Origin of the sequence: Neobacillus vireti, from assembly GCF_036962345.1 — a bacterium.
Taxonomy (GTDB): domain Bacteria; phylum Bacillota; class Bacilli; order Bacillales; family Cytobacillaceae; genus Neobacillus; species Neobacillus vireti_A.
On record NZ_JBALNB010000019.1, the window covers coordinates 266,163 to 289,891 of the forward strand.

At 41.2% G+C, this 23,729-nt stretch carries 23 protein-coding genes and 1 pseudogene; 12 read left to right on the plus strand and 12 right to left on the minus strand.

Going from position 1 to position 23,729, the window contains the following annotated elements; genetic code table 11:
- Window positions 1-146 precede the first annotated feature (146 nt).
- The 4 genes from V7108_RS23205 to fdhD all read right to left on the minus strand — a co-directional run bounded on the left by V7108_RS23205 (window position 147) and on the right by fdhD (window position 5,547).
- Window positions 147-893 carry a formate dehydrogenase subunit gamma gene (locus V7108_RS23205; protein WP_335569585.1) on the minus strand — a complete coding sequence of 249 codons (747 nt, stop codon included), beginning with the start codon at window positions 891-893 and terminating at the stop codon, window positions 147-149.
- Window positions 886-1,716 (minus strand): 4Fe-4S dicluster domain-containing protein, encoded by an 831-nt coding sequence (locus tag V7108_RS23210; RefSeq protein ID WP_335569586.1) that lies wholly within the window; start codon window positions 1,714-1,716, stop codon window positions 886-888. The genes V7108_RS23205 and V7108_RS23210 overlap by 8 nt, the downstream gene beginning before the upstream one ends.
- Window positions 1,716-4,691 carry a formate dehydrogenase-N subunit alpha gene (gene fdnG / locus V7108_RS23215; protein ID WP_335569606.1) on the minus strand — a complete coding sequence of 992 codons (2,976 nt, stop codon included), beginning with the start codon at window positions 4,689-4,691 and terminating at the stop codon, window positions 1,716-1,718. The genes V7108_RS23210 and fdnG overlap by 1 nt, the downstream gene beginning before the upstream one ends.
- Window positions 4,692-4,785: 94 nt before the next feature.
- Window positions 4,786-5,547 carry a formate dehydrogenase accessory sulfurtransferase FdhD gene (gene fdhD / locus V7108_RS23220; protein ID WP_335569587.1) on the minus strand — a complete coding sequence of 254 codons (762 nt, stop codon included), beginning with the start codon at window positions 5,545-5,547 and terminating at the stop codon, window positions 4,786-4,788.
- Between the two features lie 473 nt (window positions 5,548-6,020).
- Here fdhD and pdxK point away from each other — a divergent pair, with 473 nt between their 5' ends.
- The 3 genes from pdxK to bshB2 all read left to right on the plus strand — a co-directional run bounded on the left by pdxK (window position 6,021) and on the right by bshB2 (window position 8,033).
- Entirely contained in the window at window positions 6,021-6,848 is an 828-nt protein-coding gene (pdxK, locus tag V7108_RS23225; protein ID WP_335569588.1) for a pyridoxine/pyridoxal/pyridoxamine kinase, read from the plus strand.
- 149 nt (window positions 6,849-6,997) lie between these two features.
- Window positions 6,998-7,348 (plus strand): YojF family protein, encoded by a 351-nt coding sequence (locus V7108_RS23230; RefSeq protein WP_335508802.1) that lies wholly within the window; start codon window positions 6,998-7,000, stop codon window positions 7,346-7,348.
- 19 nt (window positions 7,349-7,367) lie between these two features.
- Window positions 7,368-8,033 carry a bacillithiol biosynthesis deacetylase BshB2 gene (gene bshB2, locus V7108_RS23235; protein WP_335508800.1) on the plus strand — a complete coding sequence of 222 codons (666 nt, stop codon included), beginning with the start codon at window positions 7,368-7,370 and terminating at the stop codon, window positions 8,031-8,033.
- A 419-nt stretch (window positions 8,034-8,452) separates the two neighbouring features.
- Here the strand turns inward: bshB2 and V7108_RS23240 are convergent, their stop codons facing one another.
- A complete protein-coding gene (locus tag V7108_RS23240) occupies window positions 8,453-9,196 on the minus strand; it encodes a Crp/Fnr family transcriptional regulator (RefSeq protein ID WP_335569589.1) in 744 nt (247 codons plus the stop codon).
- Window positions 9,197-9,435: 239 nt separating this feature from the next.
- Here V7108_RS23240 and V7108_RS23245 point away from each other — a divergent pair, with 239 nt between their 5' ends.
- From V7108_RS23245 to V7108_RS23275, 7 genes are all read left to right on the plus strand, one after another.
- On the plus strand, window positions 9,436-9,873 hold the full coding sequence (locus tag V7108_RS23245; protein ID WP_335569590.1) for a cytochrome C: 438 nt from the start codon (window positions 9,436-9,438) through the stop codon (window positions 9,871-9,873).
- Between the two features lie 16 nt (window positions 9,874-9,889).
- A complete protein-coding gene (nosZ, locus tag V7108_RS23250; protein WP_335569591.1) occupies window positions 9,890-11,758 on the plus strand; it encodes a Sec-dependent nitrous-oxide reductase in 1,869 nt (622 codons plus the stop codon).
- A gap of 104 nt (window positions 11,759-11,862) precedes the next feature.
- Window positions 11,863-12,429, plus strand: coding sequence for a hypothetical protein (locus V7108_RS23255; protein WP_335508792.1), 567 nt, complete (start codon window positions 11,863-11,865; stop codon window positions 12,427-12,429).
- A complete protein-coding gene (gene nosD, locus V7108_RS23260) occupies window positions 12,426-13,748 on the plus strand; it encodes a nitrous oxide reductase family maturation protein NosD (RefSeq protein ID WP_335569592.1) in 1,323 nt (440 codons plus the stop codon). The genes V7108_RS23255 and nosD overlap by 4 nt, the downstream gene beginning before the upstream one ends.
- A 166-nt stretch (window positions 13,749-13,914) precedes the next feature.
- The gene (locus tag V7108_RS23265) at window positions 13,915-14,712 is read left to right on the plus strand and encodes an ABC transporter permease (protein WP_335508787.1); all 798 of its coding nucleotides are present in this window, start codon (window positions 13,915-13,917) and stop codon (window positions 14,710-14,712) included.
- Window positions 14,709-15,386 carry an ABC transporter ATP-binding protein gene (locus V7108_RS23270; RefSeq protein ID WP_335569593.1) on the plus strand — a complete coding sequence of 226 codons (678 nt, stop codon included), beginning with the start codon at window positions 14,709-14,711 and terminating at the stop codon, window positions 15,384-15,386. Before V7108_RS23265 ends, V7108_RS23270 begins: the two co-directional genes overlap by 4 nt.
- Window positions 15,383-16,285, plus strand: a complete 903-nt coding sequence (locus V7108_RS23275; protein WP_335569594.1) for a FixH family protein — start codon at window positions 15,383-15,385, stop codon at window positions 16,283-16,285. The genes V7108_RS23270 and V7108_RS23275 overlap by 4 nt, the downstream gene beginning before the upstream one ends.
- A gap of 127 nt (window positions 16,286-16,412) precedes the next feature.
- Here V7108_RS23275 and V7108_RS23280 read toward each other — a convergent pair whose 3' ends face one another.
- From V7108_RS23280 to V7108_RS23290, 3 genes are all read right to left on the minus strand, one after another.
- Window positions 16,413-17,483, minus strand: coding sequence for a PQQ-dependent sugar dehydrogenase (locus tag V7108_RS23280; RefSeq protein ID WP_335569595.1), 1,071 nt, complete (start codon window positions 17,481-17,483; stop codon window positions 16,413-16,415).
- Window positions 17,484-17,689: 206 nt separating this feature from the next.
- Window positions 17,690-18,544 carry an HAD family hydrolase gene (locus tag V7108_RS23285; protein ID WP_335508780.1) on the minus strand — a complete coding sequence of 285 codons (855 nt, stop codon included), beginning with the start codon at window positions 18,542-18,544 and terminating at the stop codon, window positions 17,690-17,692.
- 61 nt (window positions 18,545-18,605) lie between these two features.
- A complete protein-coding gene (locus tag V7108_RS23290) occupies window positions 18,606-19,268 on the minus strand; it encodes a DNA alkylation repair protein (RefSeq protein ID WP_335508778.1) in 663 nt (220 codons plus the stop codon).
- Window positions 19,269-19,381: 113 nt separating this feature from the next.
- On the opposite strand from V7108_RS23290, the gene V7108_RS23295 reads away from it, so the two are divergent.
- Window positions 19,382-20,833: a c-type cytochrome gene (locus tag V7108_RS23295; RefSeq protein ID WP_335569596.1), complete on the plus strand. Its 1,452-nt coding sequence runs from the start codon at window positions 19,382-19,384 to the stop codon at window positions 20,831-20,833.
- Window positions 20,834-20,989: 156 nt separating this feature from the next.
- Complete coding sequence (locus V7108_RS23300; RefSeq protein ID WP_335508775.1) at window positions 20,990-21,142, plus strand: hypothetical protein; 153 nt, start codon at window positions 20,990-20,992, stop codon at window positions 21,140-21,142.
- A gap of 47 nt (window positions 21,143-21,189) precedes the next feature.
- Here the strand turns inward: V7108_RS23300 and V7108_RS23305 are convergent, their stop codons facing one another.
- The 4 genes and pseudogenes from V7108_RS23305 to V7108_RS23320 form a co-directional block, all read right to left on the minus strand.
- Window positions 21,190-21,393 carry a hypothetical protein gene (locus tag V7108_RS23305; RefSeq protein WP_335508773.1) on the minus strand — a complete coding sequence of 68 codons (204 nt, stop codon included), beginning with the start codon at window positions 21,391-21,393 and terminating at the stop codon, window positions 21,190-21,192.
- A 123-nt stretch (window positions 21,394-21,516) separates the two neighbouring features.
- Window positions 21,517-22,629 carry a PRK06851 family protein gene (locus tag V7108_RS23310; protein ID WP_335508771.1) on the minus strand — a complete coding sequence of 371 codons (1,113 nt, stop codon included), beginning with the start codon at window positions 22,627-22,629 and terminating at the stop codon, window positions 21,517-21,519.
- 214 nt (window positions 22,630-22,843) lie between these two features.
- A complete protein-coding gene (gene ybaK / locus V7108_RS23315; RefSeq protein ID WP_335569597.1) occupies window positions 22,844-23,320 on the minus strand; it encodes a Cys-tRNA(Pro) deacylase in 477 nt (158 codons plus the stop codon).
- 96 nt (window positions 23,321-23,416) lie between these two features.
- Window positions 23,417-23,729, minus strand: a pseudogene (locus V7108_RS23320) (hypothetical protein); the annotation flags it as partial.

The window sequence follows — 23,729 nt, forward strand, 5'->3', positions numbered from 1 at the left end:
CGTCCCAGAGCAGTCGCCTCCACATTTCCGACAATCCATCAAGAAGGTCAAAGAGCGACCTTCTCGCCGGCTCGTCTTATGCCTGTCGCCTCTGGGAAAAATCGAACTGCATTTTTCCTTGGTCAAGGCGCTTCCGCTTTTCGGTCTTACGCGCCTTTTTTCTTTTTCTTATTCGGTGTACCTGGTGTTCCAGGTGTCGTTGGTTGGTGTGAATCATCTAGTTTAGGGAAGTTGCCTTTTTTGACTTCTTCCTCATACCATTCTGTATAGTGCTCATTGGCCCACCAAGCAGGTACTTCACCTGTGATAACACCGGTATATCCTGGTTTAGAGTTTTTGTGAATAACAGATAAATAGACATGTCCTACGACTACAGCGATAGCAAGGCCGAAACCAACATTGTGCAGTAAATATCCCCATTGTACAACCGCTTTTGGGAAGAGCTCCGGGAACCACATTGGAAAGCCTGAGCCGATAATTAAGATTGCCGTGAAAATCTGAATGATAGAGTTAATCTTTTCACCAGCGTTAAAGAATGTTTGTTTTACGTGTTTGAAATTGAAACCGAAAAGTTCCTTTACGAATTCAGTAAAGAATTCAAGATCACGCTTTTTCCAAGTAACTAATTCTTTCATCCAAAGCTTGAAGCCTTTAAAGTCGAAAATAACCCAGATGAACGTTGGTGTTATGAACGCAACAGCGAAGATCCGGTGAAGTAGACGTGCTCCCTCTGGTCCGCCAAGGACTGGATATAACCAGTCAAAAAATTCGGTATACATTGGCAAGGCAGTAATGTAAAGGGCAAGGAAAGAAATCGCGTTAACGGCATGCGCCCAAACAAATGCCTTCGAGAAACGCTTTACTTTTACTGTAGACTTCTGAGGTTTACTCATGTTGTTCACCTCCGTCTTCGTTTTTACCGTTTTTCTTCTTACTAATAATCGTATTCGTAATGAAAGCTCCGACAACTGCCATTGTGGTAGCCCCAATCATCATCTTACCAATTGGCTGCGCATAGTCTTTCCAGATAACAGCAGATGTAGGCACTTTTGGATTTTCAGGTAAGCCATATACAGATGGCTTTTCTGCTAATACATAAACCGTATGTGTACCGCCAACGCCTTGTGGATTATACACTTGAGCATTTGGATAGCGGTCTTTAATTTGTTTCACGCGCTCTTCTGCTTTCTTGATCATAGCTGCTTTGTCGCCGAATTCCATGGCTCCTGTATGACAGGTTGTTACACAGGCAGGCTGTAAGCCTTCTTCCAAACGGTCTGTACACATTGTACATTTATTCGCCTTACGGTACTTGTCGCCATTTTTATCGACATATTCCTTAAGTGAAATGACTTCAAATGGGCAGTTATTAACACAATATCCACAGCCTACGCATTTTTCATGGTCAATCACCACTGTACCAAATTCAGTGTAGCTAATGGCATCCTCCGGACAAACCTTTTCACAGGCTGCGTCTGTACAATGGAAGCACGCTGAGTGACGGAATAGGTAATCAAGGCCGCCCTTGGAATTTTCATGCTCGATATATTGTAATACGTTCCAAGTATCAGCTGTTGTCTTTGCATGTGATTGGACACTGCCTAGGAAATCCTGCGGTTCAGCCGGAAGGTCATTCCAGTTCTTACAGGCCACCATACAGGCACGACAGCCATCACATTTGGTTACGTCAACAAATTTTACATATTCAGTAGCCATTAGTCAGCCCTCCTTACGTCACAGAGGAATGCCTTATATTCAGGAATAGTCGTATTGGCGTCCCCAATATGAGGCGTCAGGCGATTTGCTGTATCCCCAGTTGCGATTCCTTTATAACCAAAATGCCACGGCATTCCGATTTGATGAACATTTTTGCCATCGATCTTATGAGGCTTAAAGCGTTTTGTCACCATCGCGTATGCTTTTACCTCGCCGCGGGCAGAGCTGACAATCACTTTGTCTTTGTTCTTGATGCCTTTTTCTTTGGCTAACTCTTCGCTTATTTCAATATACATATGAGGAACAAGTTCAGATAACCATTCTTGGTTACGAGTCATCGTTCCGGACTGCCAGTGTTCACTTACACGGTAGGTTGTTGCAACAATCGGGAAGTCCGCCTTAAAGCCTCGCTTATTGAAGTCACCCTCGATTACTACAGCAGCCGGGTTTAATTCTTGACTTGAAAAAGGATTAGCTATTGGGCTTTCAAATGGTTCGTAATGTTCAGGGAACGGACCATCATTCAATGTTGGTGCATAAAGTAAGCCTACACCATCTTTGTTCATAATAAATGGATCGGTACCTGTTGGGTCAGTAGGAGCTTTTGTTGGTACAAAGTCTGGTACGTCATGTCCAACCCATTTCTTTTGAATATCATCCCACCAGATAACGGCTTTTTCCTTGCTCCAAGGCTTACCGCTTGGATCTGCTGAAGCACGGTTGTAGATGATTCGGCGGTTGGCTGGCCAAGCAAATGCCCAGTTTAGGTAATTACTCATGCCTGTATCTTTACTATCACGGTTTTTTGAACGGTTCTTTCCTTCTTCAGGATAAAAACCTGAGTAAATCCAGTTACCAGAGCATGTTGATCCGTCATCCTTAAGAGCACCAAAGCCAGCAACCTGTTTACCTGTATTGACGTCATAACCGTTGATTTCTTTACAAACAAGGTCGATATCTGGATGGTGACCTTCACCATAGTTCCAGTAAAGAGCATTGATTGGAGCAGCTGATGGACCAGCTTCATTTTTATAAAGACCCTTAATTCTTGTAGCAAGTTCATGGATGATTTCTAAGTCTGCCTTTGATTCACCTAATGGTTTAATAGCCTGCCAGCGGTACTGCATCCAGCGTGAACTGTTTGAGATACTTCCTTCTTTTTCATAAGAAGAACATGCTGGCAGGAAGAACACTTCAGTATTGACCTTGGATGGGTCACTGCCGGCTTCTTTTTGCCAGAAGGCAGATGATTCTGTTTCCCAAAGGTCAACCGCTACTAACCACTTCAAATTGCCAAGAGATTCTTTTTCTTTTCCAGCATTTGGACCGCCTACTACAGGGTTTGTTCCGAAAAGAAAAGCTCCTTCTAATGTGCCTTCATACATAGCCTTAAACAAGTTAATATGTGAGTAGTTTTTATTGCCCTTTGGCAGGTATTGATAACCAAATTCGTTGTCTGTCGTTGCATTTGGTCCATACCAAGCCTTTAAAAGGCTGGCAACAAATTTCGGCTTGTTACTTTGGTATCCTGTTGGCGGTGTTTCTTTTGCGTTATATGCTGCAAGTGTAGCATGCTCTGGAATTGCCTTTGGTGCTGTCAAATAGCCAGGAATTGTGTCATATAATAAAGCAAAATCAGTTGAACCTTGTACATTGGACTCACCGCGCATTGCATTAATTCCTCCGCCAGGAAGTCCGATATTTCCAAGTAACATCTGAATGATTGCGAAAGAACGAACATTTTGTGTTCCAACCGTATGTTGCGTTGTTCCCATTGCATACATGATGGTTCCAGACTTACCAACCTGACCAGTTGCACAGAACGTTTCATAAACCCTTAATAAGTCTTCTTTTGGTGTTCCAGTTACTTTTGAAACGGTATCAACATCATAACGTGAGTAGTGTTTTTTCATTAATTGGAACACGGAACGAGGATTCTCTAAGCTTTCATCCTTTACTGGTTTTCCGTCTTCAGCTGTTTCCCATGCCCATTTTGTTTTATCATAGGCACGTTTTGATTCGTCATAGCCTGAGAATAGACCATCTTCGAAAGTAAAGCTTTCCTTTACGATAAAGCTTGCGTTTGTATATTTAGCAACATACTCTTTGTGATAAAGATTATTATCAAGGGCATATTTTATCATCCCGCCCATAAACGGAATATCCGTTCCGGAACGAAGAGGAGCATAAACATCTGCCATAGACGACGTCCTTGTGAAACGTGGGTCAACAGAAATAATTTTTCCGCCTTTTTCCTTTGCTTTCGTTAACCATCTAAAGCTGATTGGATGGTTCTCAGCAGGGTTTGCACCCATAATCAATGCACAATCAGTATACTGCAGATCATTCCAATGGTTAGTCATTGCTCCACGACCAAATGAAGGTGCCAGACCGGCAACCGTAGAACTATGTCATATTCGTGCCTGGTGCTCTAAATAGGTAACACCAAGCCCTCTCATCATTTTTGCAAGCAGGTAACACTCTTCATTATCAAGAGCTGCTCCGCCAAGGCTTGCGATTGCCTCGGTCTTATTTACCGTTAAGCCGTTTTCTGTTGCCACAAATGTTTTGTCTCGTGTTTCTTTTACACGCTTGGCAATGGTTTCATACATCCATTCCCAATCTTTTTCTTCCCATTTATTGCTGCCTGGTGCACGATAAAGCGGTTTCTTAATGCGTTTTCCAGAAGTATATAATTGTCTAATTGTTGTACCCTTGCTGCATAGCTTACCTTCGTTAATTGGGTTATCCGGATCCCCTTCCGTATAAACCACGGTGTTGTCCTTGGTATGGACTAAGATTCCACAGCCCACGCCGCAAAAGCAGCAAATGGTTGGTGTTACAGTTGATTTGGCAATTTTAAATTCTTTTGTTGCTGCATGGGCTTTTTTATTATCAAAGCCAAGCTCAACAACAGCTAATGTTGCCGCAGTAGCTCCTGACAACTTTAAAAATTGCCGGCGGTTTAAGTTGATTTCAACCATTTTTCTATCTCCTTCCCAGAATTGAATAAGAACATCCCTTTTTTTCTCTCGTTCTTAGTTACAGCTTGTTCGGTTAAGTCTCCCTTCAATGCAGCTCTAAAGCGGGTACTTCCACTAGATCATTTTGAACTCGACCTGTTGAGGTATAAATATTGGCCATCTTCCCTCGTAAATAGCCAATTACCTCGATATTCAAATATTTTGCCAGTTGAACAGCCTGTTTGGTGGCTGCTGTTCGCGAGCCAATAACAGGAAAGCCAAATTTTGCTGCTTTGGAAAGCATTTCATATGAAACCCTTCCGGTTGTTAGTAAAATCAACCGTTCAGGCTGCAACCCATTTCGGAGTGTGTGGCCAATGATCTTATCGACTGCATTGTGCCGCCCAATGTCTTCACGGACGGTAATAGCGCCTGCTTCATCTACAATACAGGCTCCATGCATTCCGCCAGTTTCTAAGTAAAACGGTGAATTTTGAGCAAATTCACTTCGTTTTTTTAATAAATAACTCAATTTATAACAGTGCTCAGAAGAAACTCTTTGGAAGTTTTTCACATCTGTCATCGAGAAAAATGTGACCCCGCGTCCACAGCCAGCTGTGTAGTGTTTCTTCTTGGTAAATAACTCTTCTTCATTGAAACCATTCAGAAGTGAGACATGAATGCTGCCCATTTCTTCGTTTATGGTAATGAATTCAACCTCATTCGCTTCCTGAATAAAACCTTCAGAAAACAAATAACCATAGGCCCAATCCTCTAAATCGTGTTTCGTCAATTGAAATACAGCAATCTCATACCCATTTAAAACTAAGGTGATGGGATATTCATCCGGACATCCTTTGCGGTGCATTGTTTTCCCTCCTTTCAGGAATAACCTGCTTAGCGTATTAATTGTAGTCATGTTGCCATGCCTTCTCAGCGACAAATGTCACAGCAATCTGCACAAATATTGTAATAGTCTCTACTCTTTAAATTTATATTAAATATGGATGCCTTTATCACGAGACTTTGTCGATACTAAGTCATTTTTGTGTCGAATTAACGAACTTTTTTGTAAAAAAACCAACTTATTACTACCAAAGGATTGTTAAACCAACGTTTGTATGCGTTTCCAATTATCTCATCTGTATCTATAGTACTATCCTACGATGAGTCCTTTTTCTCAGAAGTAAGATTTATCACATATAACCAACTAAAGACCAGGAAAGCGCCTAATTGTCATTTATTTGACAAAATCATTCAAATTAATTTTCTACTAAATTTTCAGGTTTGATTTATAATAATGAATAGTGTTTTTCAAGAATTGTTAGGGGGATTATACATATGACAATAAAAAAAGTTATGACCATTGCCGGTTCTGATACCAGCGGGGGCGCAGGGATTCAAGCAGATTTAAAAACATTCCAGGAGCTAGGCGTGTACGGAATGACTGCCTTAACGACCATCGTTACGATGGACCCAAAGGATTGGCACCACAGTGTGTTTCCCATTTCCGTTGAGACGTTAAAACCACAAATCGATACCGTCCTGTCTGTAGGAATCGACGCGATGAAAACAGGAATGCTCGGTACTGTTGAAATCATTGAGCTAGTAGCAAAAGTCATCGATGAACAAAAATTAAAAACCGTGGTTATTGACCCTGTCATGGTTTGTAAAGGCGAGGATGAGGTATTAAATCCAGAAACAACTGATGCCATGCGTGAGCTGCTTCTACCACGTGCCTTGGTTGTGACACCAAACCTGTTCGAAGCTGGCCAGTTAGCACAAACAGGCCCAGTTAAAACATTGGAACAAATGAAGGAAGCTGCTATTAAAATTCATGACCTAGGTGCAAAATATGTGGTTATTAAAGGCGGCAGCAAGCTTTTAACTGAAGAAAAATCCATTGATCTTTTATATGATGGTAAGGACTTTACTATTTTTGAATCAGAGAAGATTGAAACGAACTTTACCCATGGTGCAGGATGTACCTTCTCCTCTGCGATTACAGCAGAACTGGCAAAAGGTAATTCTGTGGTAGAAGCAGTTGAGGTTGCAAAAGACTTCATTTCTGCCGCTATCAGCCAAGGCTTCCGTTTAAATGAATTCGTTGGACCAACTTGGCATGGTGCCTATCGCAGGGCAAAAACTGAATACTGTACTGATTGTTAATATTTTAAGCCATTCCCATCGAATGGCTTTTTAATATTTCGCCTAATGCATAGATTTCGCTTTTTTTAAGTGATTTTAGTATGATAGATACATTATTAAATACACTTTGTTTTTGATTACATACCGCATGGGGAAAGGAGAAAGAAGTTATGGAGCCCATTAAAAATCACCTCCAGGTTCAAGAAGCGATTAACAGATACGCGAATCAGGATGTTTATATTCACCTGGAAACAACCAACGGTGCCTATGCATCCCATCATGATCAAACCTTCTTTTCAGCAGGTGCTTATATCCGAAATGCCCTTGTTCGCTATGAACTAGGAAAAATCATTGGGACAGACCCCTATCGTGTTGGATTAAAAATAAATCTTGGCTGGATTTACGCGGAAGGCTTGACTCATTTTGAAATCGATGAGCAAGATCGTTTGCTGCTAGCGGGTCATGACAACAAAGGGAAACTCGCAGTTGCCCTTGAAATCAGCCCTACCCCATTTGAGTAAAGGAAAGGAGGAGCCTTATATGGAAAAAGAACGTCATGTATTAGTCATCTTTCCACATCCAGATGATGAAGCTTTTGGAGTATCTGGAACCATCGCCACACATATTCAAAATGGTACGCCTGTTACCTATGCTTGTTTAACACTAGGCGAGATGGGACGCAATATGGGGAATCCCCCTTTTACTAATCGAGAAAATCTCCCGAAAATTAGAAAAGAAGAGCTTAAAGCAGCTGCTGCGGCTTTAGGTATTCAGGATTTACGAATGCTTGGTTACCGTGATAAAACCGTTGAATTTGAAGATGATGAAAAACTGGCAGACGCTATGTTGTCACTCATTAATGATGTAAACCCATCGCTGATTATCACATTCTATCCTGGCTATTCTGTTCACCCTGACCACGATGCCACAGGTAGCGCGGTTGTTAGGGCAGTGGAGAAAATGCCTGCAGCCGCAAGGCCGAAATTGCACTGTGTTGCTTTTTCCAATAATTGTGTGGAGGAGCTTGGCGAGGCGGACATCGTCTATGATATTAGTGCCGTTGCCGACAAAAAGCTCGCTGCGATTCGTGCCCACCGTTCTCAGACGGAGCAAATGTTTGGCGACGTCACAGAGAAGCTGAAAAACCAAGATCCACAAATGATGGTATGGATTAATAATGAACGGTTTTGGACGTATAAATTTTAGGATTAACTGGATCTGTAGCAGCGGTCATGAGGACTGAAATTCCATAACTACCTAATTTCGGGCCTCATGGAGCGGTCATGAAGACTGAAATCCTATGAACACCCAATTTCAGGCCTCATGAGCCTTTCATGAAGACCGAAATCACATGATTATCCAATTTCGGGCCTTATGAGCCTTTCATGAAGACCCAAATCCCATGACTACCCAACTTCAGGCCTCATGAACCTTTCATGAAGACCGAAATCCCATGACTACCCAATTTCAGGCCTCATGAACCTTTTATGAAGACCCGAATCCCATAACTACCCAATTTCAGTCTTCATGAACCTTTCATGAAGACTGAAATACGGCCTTCTTAACGGTTCATTCACAAAAAATCAGTAAACCCCTTCGCCAAAAACAAATGACGAAGGGGTTTTTTAATAGCCTGTATTCATCAGTGCACATAGTTTACACATATCCAGGATGATAATTTTCCTTGATTTCATTTCGATGATTTCTTCTTTTTTTAACTTCGAGAAGACGCGGCTGACACTTTCTCGTGTCGTGCCTACGACTGTCGCAAACTCCTGTATAGTCAAAGGAATCTCAATGTTCCATCTCGTAGTGCTGGTATTAAATTTATTCCCTAACCGCTCCAGCGTCTTTATTGTCTTCGCATAGACATCTAATAAGGCCACGTCCCGTAAAGTTGAGGTCATTTCACGCAGCGAATCACTCATGTATTGGATCATTTGGACAGCAAGCTCAGGGTATTCATGAAGCCCCTTTTCTAGTTCTCCTTTATCTAAATAGAAAAGCTGGCCATCTTCGAGCATGGTGGCTGTTGCTGGATAGAGCTCAGAGGTTTTAGAAAAAAGACAAGCTTCCGCAAAAACATCCCCCTTTTGTTTCATACAAACAATGATTTCATTTCCACTTTCATCTTGCTTTGTCAGCTTGACCGCCCCGGAATGAATAAAAAATACCCCTTTGGCTGCTTCATCCTCACAAATTACCTGTATTCCTTTTTTAACAGTTAACGTTTGAATCCGATTTGCTACAAGATGAATGGATTTTGCGGATAGATCCTTAAAAATGACAATTTTCCGCAAAAAATCTTCCATTTTAAACTCCTTTACTCTACCTGACGGCTGTTCTTGTAAAGCATGTACAGGTCTCATTTTGCTCCTCCCTTCATTTAAAATGCTGTGATTGGACATATATGTACCTTTATTGTAGTTACTATTTTCACATCTCGAAGTGATTATCTTCACAAAACGTTCATTTTTTAAAACCTTGTTACTTCAACCCCCTTCACAAAACGTTCAAAGTTGAGCAAAAAGATGTGCGGTACGTCACATTTTAAAACTTGAATTCTTATTAGGATGAAGTTGTTGAATAGACAGAAGGAGGGGGAAGTATGAATAAGGCGATTATCAGCTTTGTCGCTAGTATTATTATTGGTTTTGGTCTTGGTTACCTGGTGTTTGGTGTTGTCTTGGGAGATTCCGATAAACAGCCCCAGGTCGCGCAGACAGAAGCAACGGAAGAGCCGGCCACAACGGATGACCAAAAGAAAGAACCAGAAACGGTTGCAGTCGATGAAGCCAATATCCTTAATAGTAAAGGCTGCCTAGGCTGTCACGCCGTTGATAAGCTTGGCTTAGATGGCGGGGCAACGGGTCCAGACCTTTCAAAAGCTTTTACAGAGGTTGAAGGAAAACATGGAAAGTCAATTGATGATTTCTTAAAAGAACCAACATCTGCGGTTATGTCCTCTGTTATTGGCGGTAATCCATTAACAGATGATGAACGTACGCAAATATTGGATATGTTGAAGCAAGCATCCGAAAAATAATAAGGTGGTGTAATAAATGAAGAAATGGGTTCCAATTGCCTCTGGTTTACTAGCAGGCTTTGTAGCAGCAACGATTACATTTGCTGATTTTTCAAAGAGTACGAACACTCAAGTTGCTTCTAGCAGCAACAAAAGTGACGCTGAGAAGGTTTATGTTCCTTTCGGTGAAAAAGACGATTACTACTTATTCGCGTCAGGCGGCCACTCTGGTCAGATGTTTATCTATGGTGTTCCATCCATGCGGCATATTCGTACGGTACCAGTTTTCTCACCAGACTCTGCAACAGGATACGGATTTGACGAGCATACCAAAAAATTGATGGGTGACTATACATGGGGAGATCTTCATCACCCGGCATTCTCAGAAACAAATGGTGATTATGACGGTAAGTATATGTTTGCAACGGACGTAGGAAACAGCCGTGCAGCCGCCATGGATTTAGAAACGTTCACGGTAAAGGACATCATTAATGTTCCGAATACAAGCGGCCCGCACTGTGCGGCGTTCGTTACACAAAATACTGAGTATATGTTCCTGCCGACACGCTTTGCCGTTCCAATCGGCTCTGAATACAAGTCTTTAGATGATTACAGCGAGCAGTACCGCGGTGTCATGTCAGCCGTAACGTTTGATCAAGACAAGGACAAATTGAATATCGCTTACCAAGTGGCTCTGCCGCCATGGTCATACGACTTATCAGACGCTGGTAAGAAAGGCTCTGCGGATTGGGCAGTTATGACTACTTACAACACAGAAGAAGCAACAACGAATCTAGAAATTAATGCTTCACAAGCTGACCGTGACTACATTGTTCTTTTTAACTGGAAAGAGCTTGAGAAAATGGTCGCAGACGGACAATATGATGAAGTAACTGGACAAAAAATGATTTTCCCTGAAAAGCATAAAGGCGGCATTTACCTTGTACCGGTTGCGAAATCACCACATGGCGTAGACGTAACACCTGATGGAAAACACTTTATTGCTTCAGGTAAACTTGCACCTTCGATGACTGTATTCTCTTTTGAAAAAGCATTTGAAGCTGTTAAAAACCAAGATTTCTCTGGCGAACGTAACGGTATTCCAATCTTAAAATATGAATCTGTTATGGAAAAAGAAGTAAACCCTGAAAACGCGTTAGGACCGCTTCACACTCAATTTGATGATAAAGGCATGGCTTACACAACCATGTTCATTTCTTCAGAAATCGTAAAATGGGATCCAAAAACAGGTGAAACATTAGACCGTGTACCTGTTCAATATTCACCAGGACATTCTGTAGCCGCTGAAGGTGATACAGTTTCACCTGATGGAAAATGGCTGATTGCCTTGAACAAAATTGCAAAAGACAGCTATTTATCAGTTGGACCATCACATCCTGAGTCTATGCAATTGATTGATATTAGCGGCAAAATGAAGGTGATTCAATCTTCACCAGTTAACCCAGAGCCGCACTACGCTCAAATTATTAAAGCCGATAAGATTAAAACGATTGAAGTATATCCGAAGGATGAAAGTAATAAGCTTGCAACTTATAAGCAGGATCAGGCGAGAATTGAACGTAATGGAAACGAAGTTCATGTATATGGCATCGCCATGCGTTCGAAATTTATCTTTGACGCGAAAGCAAAACGTCCTGATGTGATTGAAGTCAATCAAGGAGATAAGGTCTTTATCCACTTAACGAATACGGATTTTGATGAGGATATTACCCACGGATTTGCCATCAACAGCTATAACCTGAACATCGAAGTTCAGCCTGGCCAAACAAACACAATAGAATTTACTGCGGATAAAGCAGGTACATTCCCGCTTTATTGTACTAACTTCTGTTCTGCATTACACCAAGAAATGACCGGCTACTTCCTTGTAAAGCCTAAGAATTAATCCGAAAAGCTGCAGCACCTTGGTGCTGCAGATAGACAAAAACGTTGATGGGTATCAATTGATTCAATTGGTACCCTTCTCCGTTTAGAAAGGACTTGTTTTACATGAAAGGCAAAAAATTATCGCTACTTTCTTCCTTACTGATTGCGCTGGCAGCGGTCTTAATTGTTGCTTCTGTTTTTTTTCCTTATTGGAAAATGGTCTTCTATGCTCCACAATACCCGGAAGGTTTAAATATTATTGTTTTTCCAAACAAGCTTGAAGGCGAAATTGATATTGTAAACGGATTGAATCACTATATTGGCATGGAAAACTTCAGTGAAGAGAATTTCCCTGAATTGAACTATCTTATCTATATTATGATTGGTTTAGCCGTTATTACGCTTATAACCGCTATCCTTCGAAAAAAGGTAATACTTTATAGTGTTATTGGTCTATTTGGGATTCTCGGTATTCTCGGAGTGTATGACCTCAGCCGGGCCCTTAAAAAGTTCGGGACCAATTTAGATCCAATGGCTCCTATCAAAATCGACCCATTTGTACCGCCGATTTTAGGGCATAATACAGTTGCCAACTTTGTTACTGAAAGTATTCTTGGATACGGTACCTATTTCTTGATTGCAGCCTTTATTTTATTATTGATTCCGTTATGGAAGGATCGAAAAAGATGAAAAAGTTACTGCTCTTTCTATTCATTTTCTCTATCACATTTATCATGAACCCTGAGGAAAATAGTGCTGCCGAAAACTTGCAAGCCATGATCGACAGCTTGGAAGAAGGAGCAGTTTTGAAGCTTGAAGATAAAACATATGAAGGGAATATTGTCATCAATAAATCCCTTACCATCATTGGCTCGAACAAAACCGTCATTAAGGGCGACGGTACGGGCAGCGTTATCGCCATTAAGGCACCAAACGTGACCCTTCGTAAACTGAACGTTTCCAACAGCAGCATGGATCGCAACTCTGCTGAGGAGTATGCAGGGATTAAAATTCATACAGACGGCAATGTGTTAGAACACATCAATATTACTGATTCCTATCACGGAATCTATTTAAGCCAGGCACATGATAATAAAATTACACATGTTGATATAACTGGAATGGGCAAAGGAGAAATTGCTGCACAGGGTAATGGTATTCATGTCTATTATTCTAACAGGAACATCTTAGCTCATAACACCATTGAGGGTACTCGTGATGGCATGTTCTTTGACTATGCGAACAACAATGAAAGCTATCAAAATAATATTAGTGATACACGGTACGGTCTGCATTACATGTATTCCGATGAGAACATATTTAAGGAGAATACCTTTACGATGAATACGGGCGGCGCTGCGGTCATGAATTCGAACCGCTTGCTGCTAAAGGATAATCAATTTATCGTCAACTATGGAAACCAATCATTTGGATTATTGCTGCTTCAGGCAAATGATAACCAAATAATTAACAATACATTTTACATGAACCAACGCGGTATTTACATTGATCAAGCAACAAGAAATACCCTTAAAGGCAATAAAATTTCACAAAATCAGATCGGGATTGAGCTTTGGGCCAGTTCCAATAATCAGATTTTTACGGAAAACCTAATCACAGAAAACACTATTCCAGCTGTGACAATAGGAGGAACCAGTGAAACAAATTTCTGGAGTGAGCACGGTAAAGGAAATGACTGGGGAGTTTCTTTCCCGCTCACGGACTTGAACCAGGATGGGATTGGAGACTTTCCAATCACCTACCGCTCATCACTCTATCAACTAATGGAAGACCAAGAACTATCCTATTTATTTTTAAAAAGTCCAGCACTTGCTATCTATGAAAAAATGAATGCAGTATTGGTGGACGAAAAAGTCATGTTCAATGACCCGCATCCGCTGGCTGCCGCAAAAGGCAAACAGAATATCATACTTTACTTAGCCTTAGGGCTGGCCGCGGTGCTGATTTTAATGAGGGCATGTTATCGTAATTTATTGTTAAAATCCTAAAGCCGATTTTAACGTGGAAATAGTATTTTAGCGACGTTGTTGAGTTTGCATGCTCTTTTCTCATTAATTATCACATAATTCAATGAGGATAATCTAAACCATCATAATGATATTCAAATAGTTACAATGTTGAGAAAAGAGACTTACTAAAAGGGAGACAAATACTATGCATTACATTTGGAAGGAATGGAAAGAAAATATAAGGGGAAAAGGATTATGGCTCGCCTTAAGTATCATTGTTCTCATTTCAGTCAGTATCTTGTTTCGTTCCACTGCCCTTTCATTTGATAAAGGCTTTTATGTCCTCTTACTGAATTTGTTTGATACGATTATTTATTTTATTCCGATCCTTTGCTTGTTCATCGGCGCCTTTTCTATCTTTCAGGAAAAAGAACAAAAGACGCTGATCATGTTATTAACAAAGAAAGATAGTTATACCAGCTTTTTGCTGAGAAAAAGTCTCGGGCTGTATACCATCGTTCTTGTTCCGATATTAGCTTGGTTTTTTCTCTATTTATTATTTCTAAAGTTTAATTTTCAACTTGATATGAAGGCCTATATTACGTTTATATTGGCAATCGTAATCATGTCACTTGTGTTTCTGCAAATCGGGGCGGCGATTGGCAGCTTTAGTCGTTCGAGAATGCAAATTATTGGCTACACGATTTTTGTCTGGTTTTACTTTTTCTTCTTACATGACTTTATCTTGCTGTCCTTTTTACCGGATGTTACCTATGAAAATGTAAAAATATTTTCAGCGGGGTACTTCTTAAATCCATTACAGTCTGTTCGGATGTTCCTTGAGACCGGCATGGGTGTTTATTCCTTTGGTCACATGTCCCGGCTGCTTCAAGCCTTTATGTGGACAAAACCGGTATTCTTTCTGCTTGGAAATCTCATATTCTGGCTGATCGCGTCCATCTCGACAGCGATTGTGTTTCACCGTAAGGAGGGCTTTGAATGATTACAGTAACCAATCTAAACCAATCCTTCGGGAAAAAGGTAATTCTCGAGTCTATCAATATCGAAATTAACAAACATGAAATATGCGCGCTGGTCGGCCGTAATGGTGCCGGAAAGTCGACGTTTATTAACAGCCTTCTTGGCCTTCTTCCTGTTAAACAAGGGTCAATTGCTATTAATGGTGTTCAAGTGACGAAGAAGAATCATGATTGGAAGAAGGCGATTGCCTATCTTCCTGAAAAATTTCAGCTGTATCCGATGCTGACTGGCCTTGAGAATATCACCTTTTTCGCGGAAGCAGTCGCAAAGACCGCTGACCAAAATCGTGTAGAATCTGTTCTTAAATCGGTTAGCTTGTGGGATGACCGCGATGTACAGGTAAAAAAGTACTCTAAAGGGATGCTGCAGCGCCTTGGATTAGCGATTACTCTTTATCAGGATTCAAGCATTTTGATCCTCGATGAACCGACAAGCGGGATTGACCCAATGGGACGTAAGGAAATTTTAGAAGTGCTAAAGTCGCTTCATGATAAAACCATCCTTCTTTCCTCCCATCATCTTGATGAAATCAAACAGGTTTGTACACATGTTGCCTATCTAAATAACGGAAAAATGGAGAAATACACTGTAGGAGAATTCCTACAAACACATAATCTTGGAGGGATTGAAGCATGAAAAAAGCGATGAGGCTGACCGTACTGCTATTCTTAGCTGCACTTGCAGGCTGTAGTGCCGACCCTGAATATACGATTGAAGTAACAAAGCCGATCTACCAACAGCCAGATAAGGAAATGCCCTTTGAAATCAAAGTAACAGAAAACGATAAAGCCGTAACAGGGCTTGATGTTTCAGCTGTTTTTTCCATGACCAATATGGACCACGGCACCACTGAGGTAGACCTGACTGAAGGAGAGGATGGCACCTATACAGGTAATGTTGAGCTCCCGATGACTGGTAAATATGAAATAATCTTTACATTGGATAATGATGGGAAAAAGGGTGAAGAGGTTATCACGCAGGATATTGTAAAACCAGAAGGTGTTGCTTCAATTAATGGAGAATGGATTACCAACGAAGATTTGGATTTTTACAAGTTTATTAATTATCTTCAGCTTGCCATCAATCGTGAAACCGATCAAAAGCGTTACACAGGTGATCAATTAAAGGAAGCATTGTCCTACTGGGATTCACAAGAAAAGATGGTGGATGACCAAAATCAATTACTCACACAAATCATCCGCCTCCGCTCCATGGCCATGCTTGCAAAAGAAAAGGGGCACACCGCTGGCGAAGCGGAAGTCCAAGCACAAATCAACAAGGTTCGCGATCAATACAACCAATTTGAATCAGCTAAGGCGATGATCAACGAGTACGGAGAAGAGAAGTTTTGGAAAATCGAAGAGCAGCAATATCAGCTAATCGTCCTATCTCAAAAAGTGCAGCAAGACATCGTTGAAAAAGTAAAAAAAGAAAACCCAAAAATGGGCCAACAAGAAATCTACTTCCAAGCCCAAAAACAATACGAAGAACTCCTCGTCTCACAGGTTAACTCCTTGAAAATAGAGATACTTTAAGGGTGCCTGTCACCATTTATGCAAAATCCGCTAATTATGCAGTCCATTTTGCATAAATGGTGTATACAAAAAACGCTGCATAACAGCGTTTTTTTTGTATATTTGGTGCCTGTCACCGCAGCAATTGTCACCGCAACAACACTTTATAAAGTCTATCATCCTTCTCGTCAGGATTTCCCCTGCCGTCTGTGTTGTTACTGACAAAATAGAGGTATTCTCCATCTACATAGACATCGCGTATTCTCCCTAGTCCAGTAATGACAGGATTTGTTGTCCGGCTTTGTAAATCAAACTCTCTGACTGCATTTCCTCTTAAGGTCGCCGCGTACAGCTTTCCATTGTGGGCCGCCAAACCAGATGGTGCCCAGGTCTCCTCACCTGATTGAAATATCGGTGTCTCCATCCCAGCTTTCGTTTCTGTCCCTTCAATCACCGGCCATCCATAATTTGCACCTGGCTTGATCAAATTGATTTCATCATGTGCTGATTGACCGTGCTCACTCGCATATAACGTATCCCCAATCCAGACGAGCCCCTGTGGATTCCGGTGTCCATAGCTGTAGACATAGGAATTCTCAAATGGATTATCTGCAGGAATACTTCCATCCAAATTCATTCTAAGAATTTTCCCATTTAAGGACCCAAGATCCTGCGAAAGTTCTGGGGCAGTCGCATCGCCTGTCGTAACATAGAGTTTCCCATCAGGACCAATCTTCAAACGGCCGCCATGATGAAAGGCTGCACTCGGAATTGTATCAAGAAGAATTTTTTCCTCCGTCCACTTGCCGCCTGCTAGGCTCAAGGTAACAACTCGGTTAAACTGGCCCTGCCCATTTTCATACGTATAATATGCAAATGCCTTTGAATTATCAGTAAACCCCGGATCTAGGACAAAGCCAAGCAGTCCAGCTTCCGCAGCTTTCGCAAGCTGTTTCTCCAACTCAACTTGTTGGCGCTCCATTTTTCCATTCTCAATTTTCACAATATTCCCTGTTCGCTCACTAAGGTAAAAGACCCCGTTAACCTGATTGATCGACCAAGGAACACGAAGACTTTCTGCAATTACTTCCATCCCTGGCTGCAGGACAATCGCTTCGTCCTCATGCTGGCCTTTTGGCGGCGTATTTTCTTTTTCAAATAGAGAACAACCCGAAATTAAAAGAAGCATCGTTACGAAAATGGAACAAACTTTGACCATTTATCTCTCCCTTTCCTTTAGGCCCTTTTCTTAAACTTCGTTGCTTTTTGTAACAATAAATTAATGATTGTACTTTGCTTACGTAGAAAACAGCTAAAAATTTAATAAGAAAAGGGCTTGCGAACTATTCAAAGGGGCAAAATAACTATTGCCACGTTAAAATCGGCTTTAAGATTTTAACAACCATCATTACGAAATCAGTCTTCCTATAAAACTTCCAATATCGCTTTAGCTACTCCATGTTCATCATTGGTTGCAGTAATCGCATCACAAAGTGATTTAATTTCATAGGCTGCATTCCCCATTGCAACAGCTCTGCCGACTCTCTCCAGCATTGATACGTCATTAAAACTATCACCCATTGCCATGGTCTCTGCTAACTCAATTCCCTTTGCTTTCACAAAGGCTTCTAGAGCAATTCCCTTTTGCGCATTTTTATTGGTAATTTCAAGGTTTTCATGTCCAGAGCTGGAAATACTAAGCTCGCCTAACTCATGAAGCTCCGGTGTAACGGATTCAAGCCACTCGGAGTCAAAGGAGAATGCTAGAAATTTATAAATTTGAATCTCCTCTTTTGTAAAAAGAAGATCATAGCTTTCAATCGGATGTACTAAACCATCCCTCACTCTGGCCCCTGCAGCATAAACCACATCCTCCTGATTAACATCTGGATTGACACTGACAACGATATCAACCAGAATTGAGACTGCTTTTTCAAGATCGATGCTATATGTTCCTTTGTTTGTATACACTTCAAAATAGATATCACGCTCTTCAAGCTTGTCTGCCACTCTTTTTGCCACCTGTTTATCAATCGGAATGGCAGATAACACTTCACCTTCTTTTGAGCGGACCTCTGCACCATTAACACCAATAACAGGACATGTCAGCCCCGCTTCATCCAATACATACCGAGCTTCCTGATAGGATCTTCCGGTAGCAACAATCACTTCAATCCCCTGTGCCTGAGCTTTTAAAATTGCCTCTTTGTTTTCCAAACTAATCTGCTGAACCGAATTTAATAACGTACCATCCATATCTGTTGCAATACACTTAATCATGCTGCCCACCTAATTTCCTTTTAAGTTACTGCCATTCTAACACGACTCCACACCATTTTGCTCACGAAAGATACTTACTGCCTTCTCTTACGCTTAATGGAGCCAGAAGGTGTCCTTCGATAAATTCCTTAACAGACGCCGGGTTTGTTTTAGAGTATTCTCTCAACGCCCAGCCTATTGCTTTTTGAATAAAGAATTCCTTACTATCAGCGTTCTTACCAATATAGTCATATAAAAGTGCTTCGTTTGTCTGCCCCTTATATTTTAATTGAAAAAGGATCGCCGCTCTCCGCAGCCAAAGGTTATCCTCTGTCGACCAACCGTTAATACTTTCTTCTACAATCTCAGGATATATCCTTGCCAGCTCTCCCACCAAAGGGGCAATTGAATCCACACTATCCCACCAGGATTTGTTGACAATTAACCTTTCTATAAAAGGTATGATGTCTTTAGGCAATTTCTTTATGAATTTACCCATATATGTAATGGCGGTATAGTGATATTCTCTTTCCTCCTTTTCCCAAAGTCCTGCCACGAAATCTTCACTAAATGGCCTCTTTAAAATCTCAGTTTCTTTGAAAAACTGCCTCTCAAGCTCTTTTCGTAACGGCGATTTAATTCCTAAGAATGGGAAGTGGTCCTTCATATACTTTTTCATCGGACCAGCATTTTCTTCATTCCGGTTCTGTTCATATAATTTCGTAAGAACCCCTATTTCTTTCATCCAGCACCTCTCCTTTTTATATTCAACTGTCATAAAATAGACTCTATTTCTTCATATCATCTATACATGTCCTCTGTATTCTTTACTCATTAATATAATTGGAGGAAAGCACCATGGTAAAACGAAAAACAATCACAACAGCCGGCATTGCTACCGCTGTTCTCTCTGCCCTTTTGATCAGCGGCTGTGCCCAAAAGGAAGAGGCAGTACCAGCAGAGAAAGCATCTTCACCTAAAACCACCGAAATTAGTTTTGATGAAAAATTAGCTGGCGGCAAGCTCGGCAGTGAAAGTCTAGCTTATGTAGGCGGAGGCTCTAGCAATAAAATATGGGTTATTGACGCAAAATACCATAAAATGCTGACAGCCATTGATATCAAAGGTCCCAAAAATGAAAGAACGCAACAAATGTATCCCAATCTTCACGACACGCATGCTGTGACCTTTACAAAGGATTTTAAAACAATGTTTACGGTTGATTGGTTTGAATATGAAGATACTTCCTACGCCATTGCACTTGACCCTGTTACCTTCAAAGAATTATGGAGAGTACCCGTAGGCAAGGGAGGCCATCACTCAGCACTTTCCCCAGATGATAAATATCTTTATGTTGCAAACCAATACGGTGGTACGGTTTCCGTTGTAGATGTTCATTCACACAAGAAAATAGCAGATATTCCTACAGGTGAAGGGACAGACTATATTTCTCCTTCTATGTACTGGGATGGAAATGCCATTGACTCTCCTTATTTATTTATCAGTATTGACAAGGAAGATAAGGTTGCTGTCCTAGATTGGAAAAATAATAAAATTGTGAAAGATATACCTGTAGGCGGCAGTCTCCATGGTGTTAATATTACTCCAGACGGTAAATCGGTATGGGTAGCGGTTGGAGGTAAAAAGGAAGCGGTGATCATTGATGTTGCCACACTCGAGATTACAAAACGTATTTCCTTTGAAGGCGGTCCAATCCACATATCCCTTAGCCCCGATGGCAAATTTGCTTATGTTACAACTGGTGGCAACAAGATATTCAAGCTTGATACGAAAACGTACGAAAAACTATGGGAATCAAGTGGGACAACCATACCTGCTCATACCGGAATCAGCCCAGATGGTAAGGAACTCTGGACATTAAATCACGGAATGGATAAGCGTTATCCTTACAAGCTTGGCGGTGAAGCCGTTTCTGGTGTTCAAATTTGGGACACGGAGACAGGCGAATTAATTACTGAAATCCCAGCAGAGGGTGTACCACATGAAATTCAATTTGTCCCTTATTCTGCGCTCATTGATGAGGTGCCTTTAAGCAGCGAAGAGGTCCACTCCCAAGGAACCCATTCTGTTGCAGAAGCTGGAGAACTTTTATACAAAGATAGCTGTGCTTCTTGCCATGGTGATAAACTCGAAGGTAAGGCTGGGCCTTCTTTAACAGCTATCGGCGCCCAAAAATCGAAAAAAGAAATTCTCGATCGCATTCAGAACGGTAAAGGGATGATGCCAGGCGGACTTGTTGACGAAACCGACGCAAAAATCCTGGCTACATGGTTATCTGAAAAGAAATAAGCTTCCAGAAGCATTCTCCGTTAATTAGGAGAGTGCTTTTTTGCTAGAATCCCTTCTATAAAATTCGCCGCACTCTATTTATCCCCTTTTTTAACGAATAAAGAATGTCACAAATGCCAAACTAAACTGTACCTATTGTAGAAAGGAGAAAACACGATGACAAAAAAGGTTAACAAGGGAAGCTCAAATCAAAATTCTCCGCAAGCAGGACATGCTGAAGCAGAATTTGCTAGTGAATTTGTCAGTGGAGACAATAGCAAGGGAAATAAGCGAAATAAAGGGCAACAAAGCAAAACCAATCCTCATTAAACAAAAAAGTCTGGCTTTCCATTTAGGGAGCCTGACTTTTTTTGTATCTATTGCGGGGTGGAAATGGCTGCAGGGGAGGTACGTAAATCTTTACTTTCATCATTATTGATTTGATTCTGTAACTCTATGTTTGCTCTTTCTGCTTCTGACTCTGCTTGTATGGGTTCATGAACCTTTCCATCTTCTAATTGTTTATTGATCGCAATATTCGCTTCGATTGTGTCATTGGTTGAATCTTGGTTATTTTTCATGAGTTCTAGCTCCTTCTATACAAAATTATAGGACAATACGTTTATCTTCCCCTAATCACCTCTACCGTATCACATAAAAAAACTGTCCCTAGTAGGACAGTCGTCTTAGTGGAGATTTCCATATTATTGATTGCTTACAATAGAGTCTAATTCTAAAGCCCTTATTTCGTCTGCAATTCTTGATTGAATGTGCTCGACAACGGTAAAATCCATCGCTGGAACATAGATAGCTTCAAGTTCGTCATGAAGTTCTTTCGCTCTCGCTAAATACGAGATTGCTTCCTTCATTTTCCCTTTGTAGCTTTCAGCAATTGGTTTGATTTTATCTTCATAGATTTCATCTGTTCCGGGTGTAATCAAATGTTCATACATATCGATAATTTCATCCCCGGCACGGCTTGGGAAATACTCGTGCGGAGCCGTACTGTCAAAAATGGCAATGCCTAGCTCTCTATATATAACCATATCCAAGCTGTTAGGATCGAATCCACAGTGATAAACCTCTGCATCGATTCCTTTCGCCTCTGCCGCCGCCGCCAGCTTTTTCAGCATGGTTGATTTACCAGAACCAGGGCGCCCTTTAATAAAGTAACGCTTTTCGATCCCCTCGGTTAAATTCGGAACGAAATCAACGGCACCTTTTGGTGTTGCTGCACCTAAGAATCGATGGCGGATATCGGATTGCTTATTTATTTTTAACTTGCCAAAAAAGGACTGAATTAACTTATTGGTCAACTGATCTGCTTTTTCAAAATCCATATTTTCAATATAAATTTTCTCCCAGTCATCATGAACATCCAAAGCCTGTTTAAAGGTCGAATACGCTAGGCTAAATGAAGCACTAATACGGTTTGTTAAACGTTGTATGTTTTTCTTCTCAACAGCAAGTGCCTTCGCATCCCATGCCTCACCTAGATTAATATATTGTTCTACAGCACCAGGGGTTTTTGGTTCTATAACATGCGGAGCAGTTCCATCCACAATCCCTACTTTTAAAGCGCGAATGATTACTCCATCAATCGAGTTGTTATCTGACGAGCAATGTAAGAACTCGATATCATATCCTTTTTCGACCCATTCATTACCAATCCTTTTCATCAGCGAGGATTTGCCTGTACCAGGACCACCTTTTAAAATATAAACCCGTTCAAGTCCTTGGAGGTTTGAATCATATAGGCTATGGAATCCCCTAGCTGTATTACCGCCCGCAAAATAATTTAGTATCTTTCCTGCCACTCTACCCACTCTCCTTTTCGTGACAAAAGCAAAGTTCATTTGTCCAGCTTGCAGCGCCTAGAGGGAAAAAATGAACTGCCTTTTTTCCTAGGGAAAATGAACTGCTTATTTTCCTAGGAAAAAGTGAACTGCCCTTTTCCCTGTTCAATGCACTTCCGCTTTTCATTTCACTCTATCTTATGCATTCTGAGTTTATAGGTGAATGCCTATTACTTTATTTTCTAATATCAGCACTTTCTGCCTTTGTCAGATTCGCTAACCATTTGGGCTCGATTACAATTTGAACACCTATTTTCCCAGCACTGACAACCATATGATCGAGTTCCAGACAGCTTTTATCTAAAAACGTCTTATATTCCTTCTTCATCCCAATCGGTGAGCAGCCGCCGCGGATGTAGCCTGTCCATTTTAAGATATCCTTAACAGGAATCATCTCCACGTTCTTTTCACCAGCTGCCTTTGCAGCCTTCTTTAGGTCTAATTCCGCCTCTACTGGTATCACATAAACATAGATACTTTTACTAGTTCCTTGCGCGACAAGCGTCTTATAGACTTCACGGGGATCTCTGCCAATCTTTGCGGCAACAGAAACACCATCTATTTTCCCATCTTGATTATCGTATGTAAGCACCTCATAGGCTATCTTTTTTGCGTCAAGTATCCGGATGGCATTTGTCTTCACCTTGGCCATAATCCTCATCCTTTATTATTTTTACAATAATTATATCAATTTTTTTGTACGAAAAAACCGGGCTGAACCATTTGGTTCAAACCCGCGTATTAAAATTCACGAGCATCTAAATGAGCGAATTCTCCTTAAGTCTGTTCCATAATATACCCAGCGGAAATTTCTCCAGCGATATCCAGCCACTGAGTCTCTTCCAACATACGTTGGGTAGAACCAGAAACTGCTGCCACTATTTAGCCAAACATAGGTAAAGCGGTAAAGGCAGCCTCTAATTGCTCCTGGATCAACAGCGAATGCAGAGGCTTGTTCTTGCGGCGTGTACGAAGGTGGTGGTGTAGAGGGTGCCCCGCCTTGCTGCTGGCCACCGCCAAACGGCGCCGTCCCTTGTTGTTCCCCGCCAAATGGCGGCATT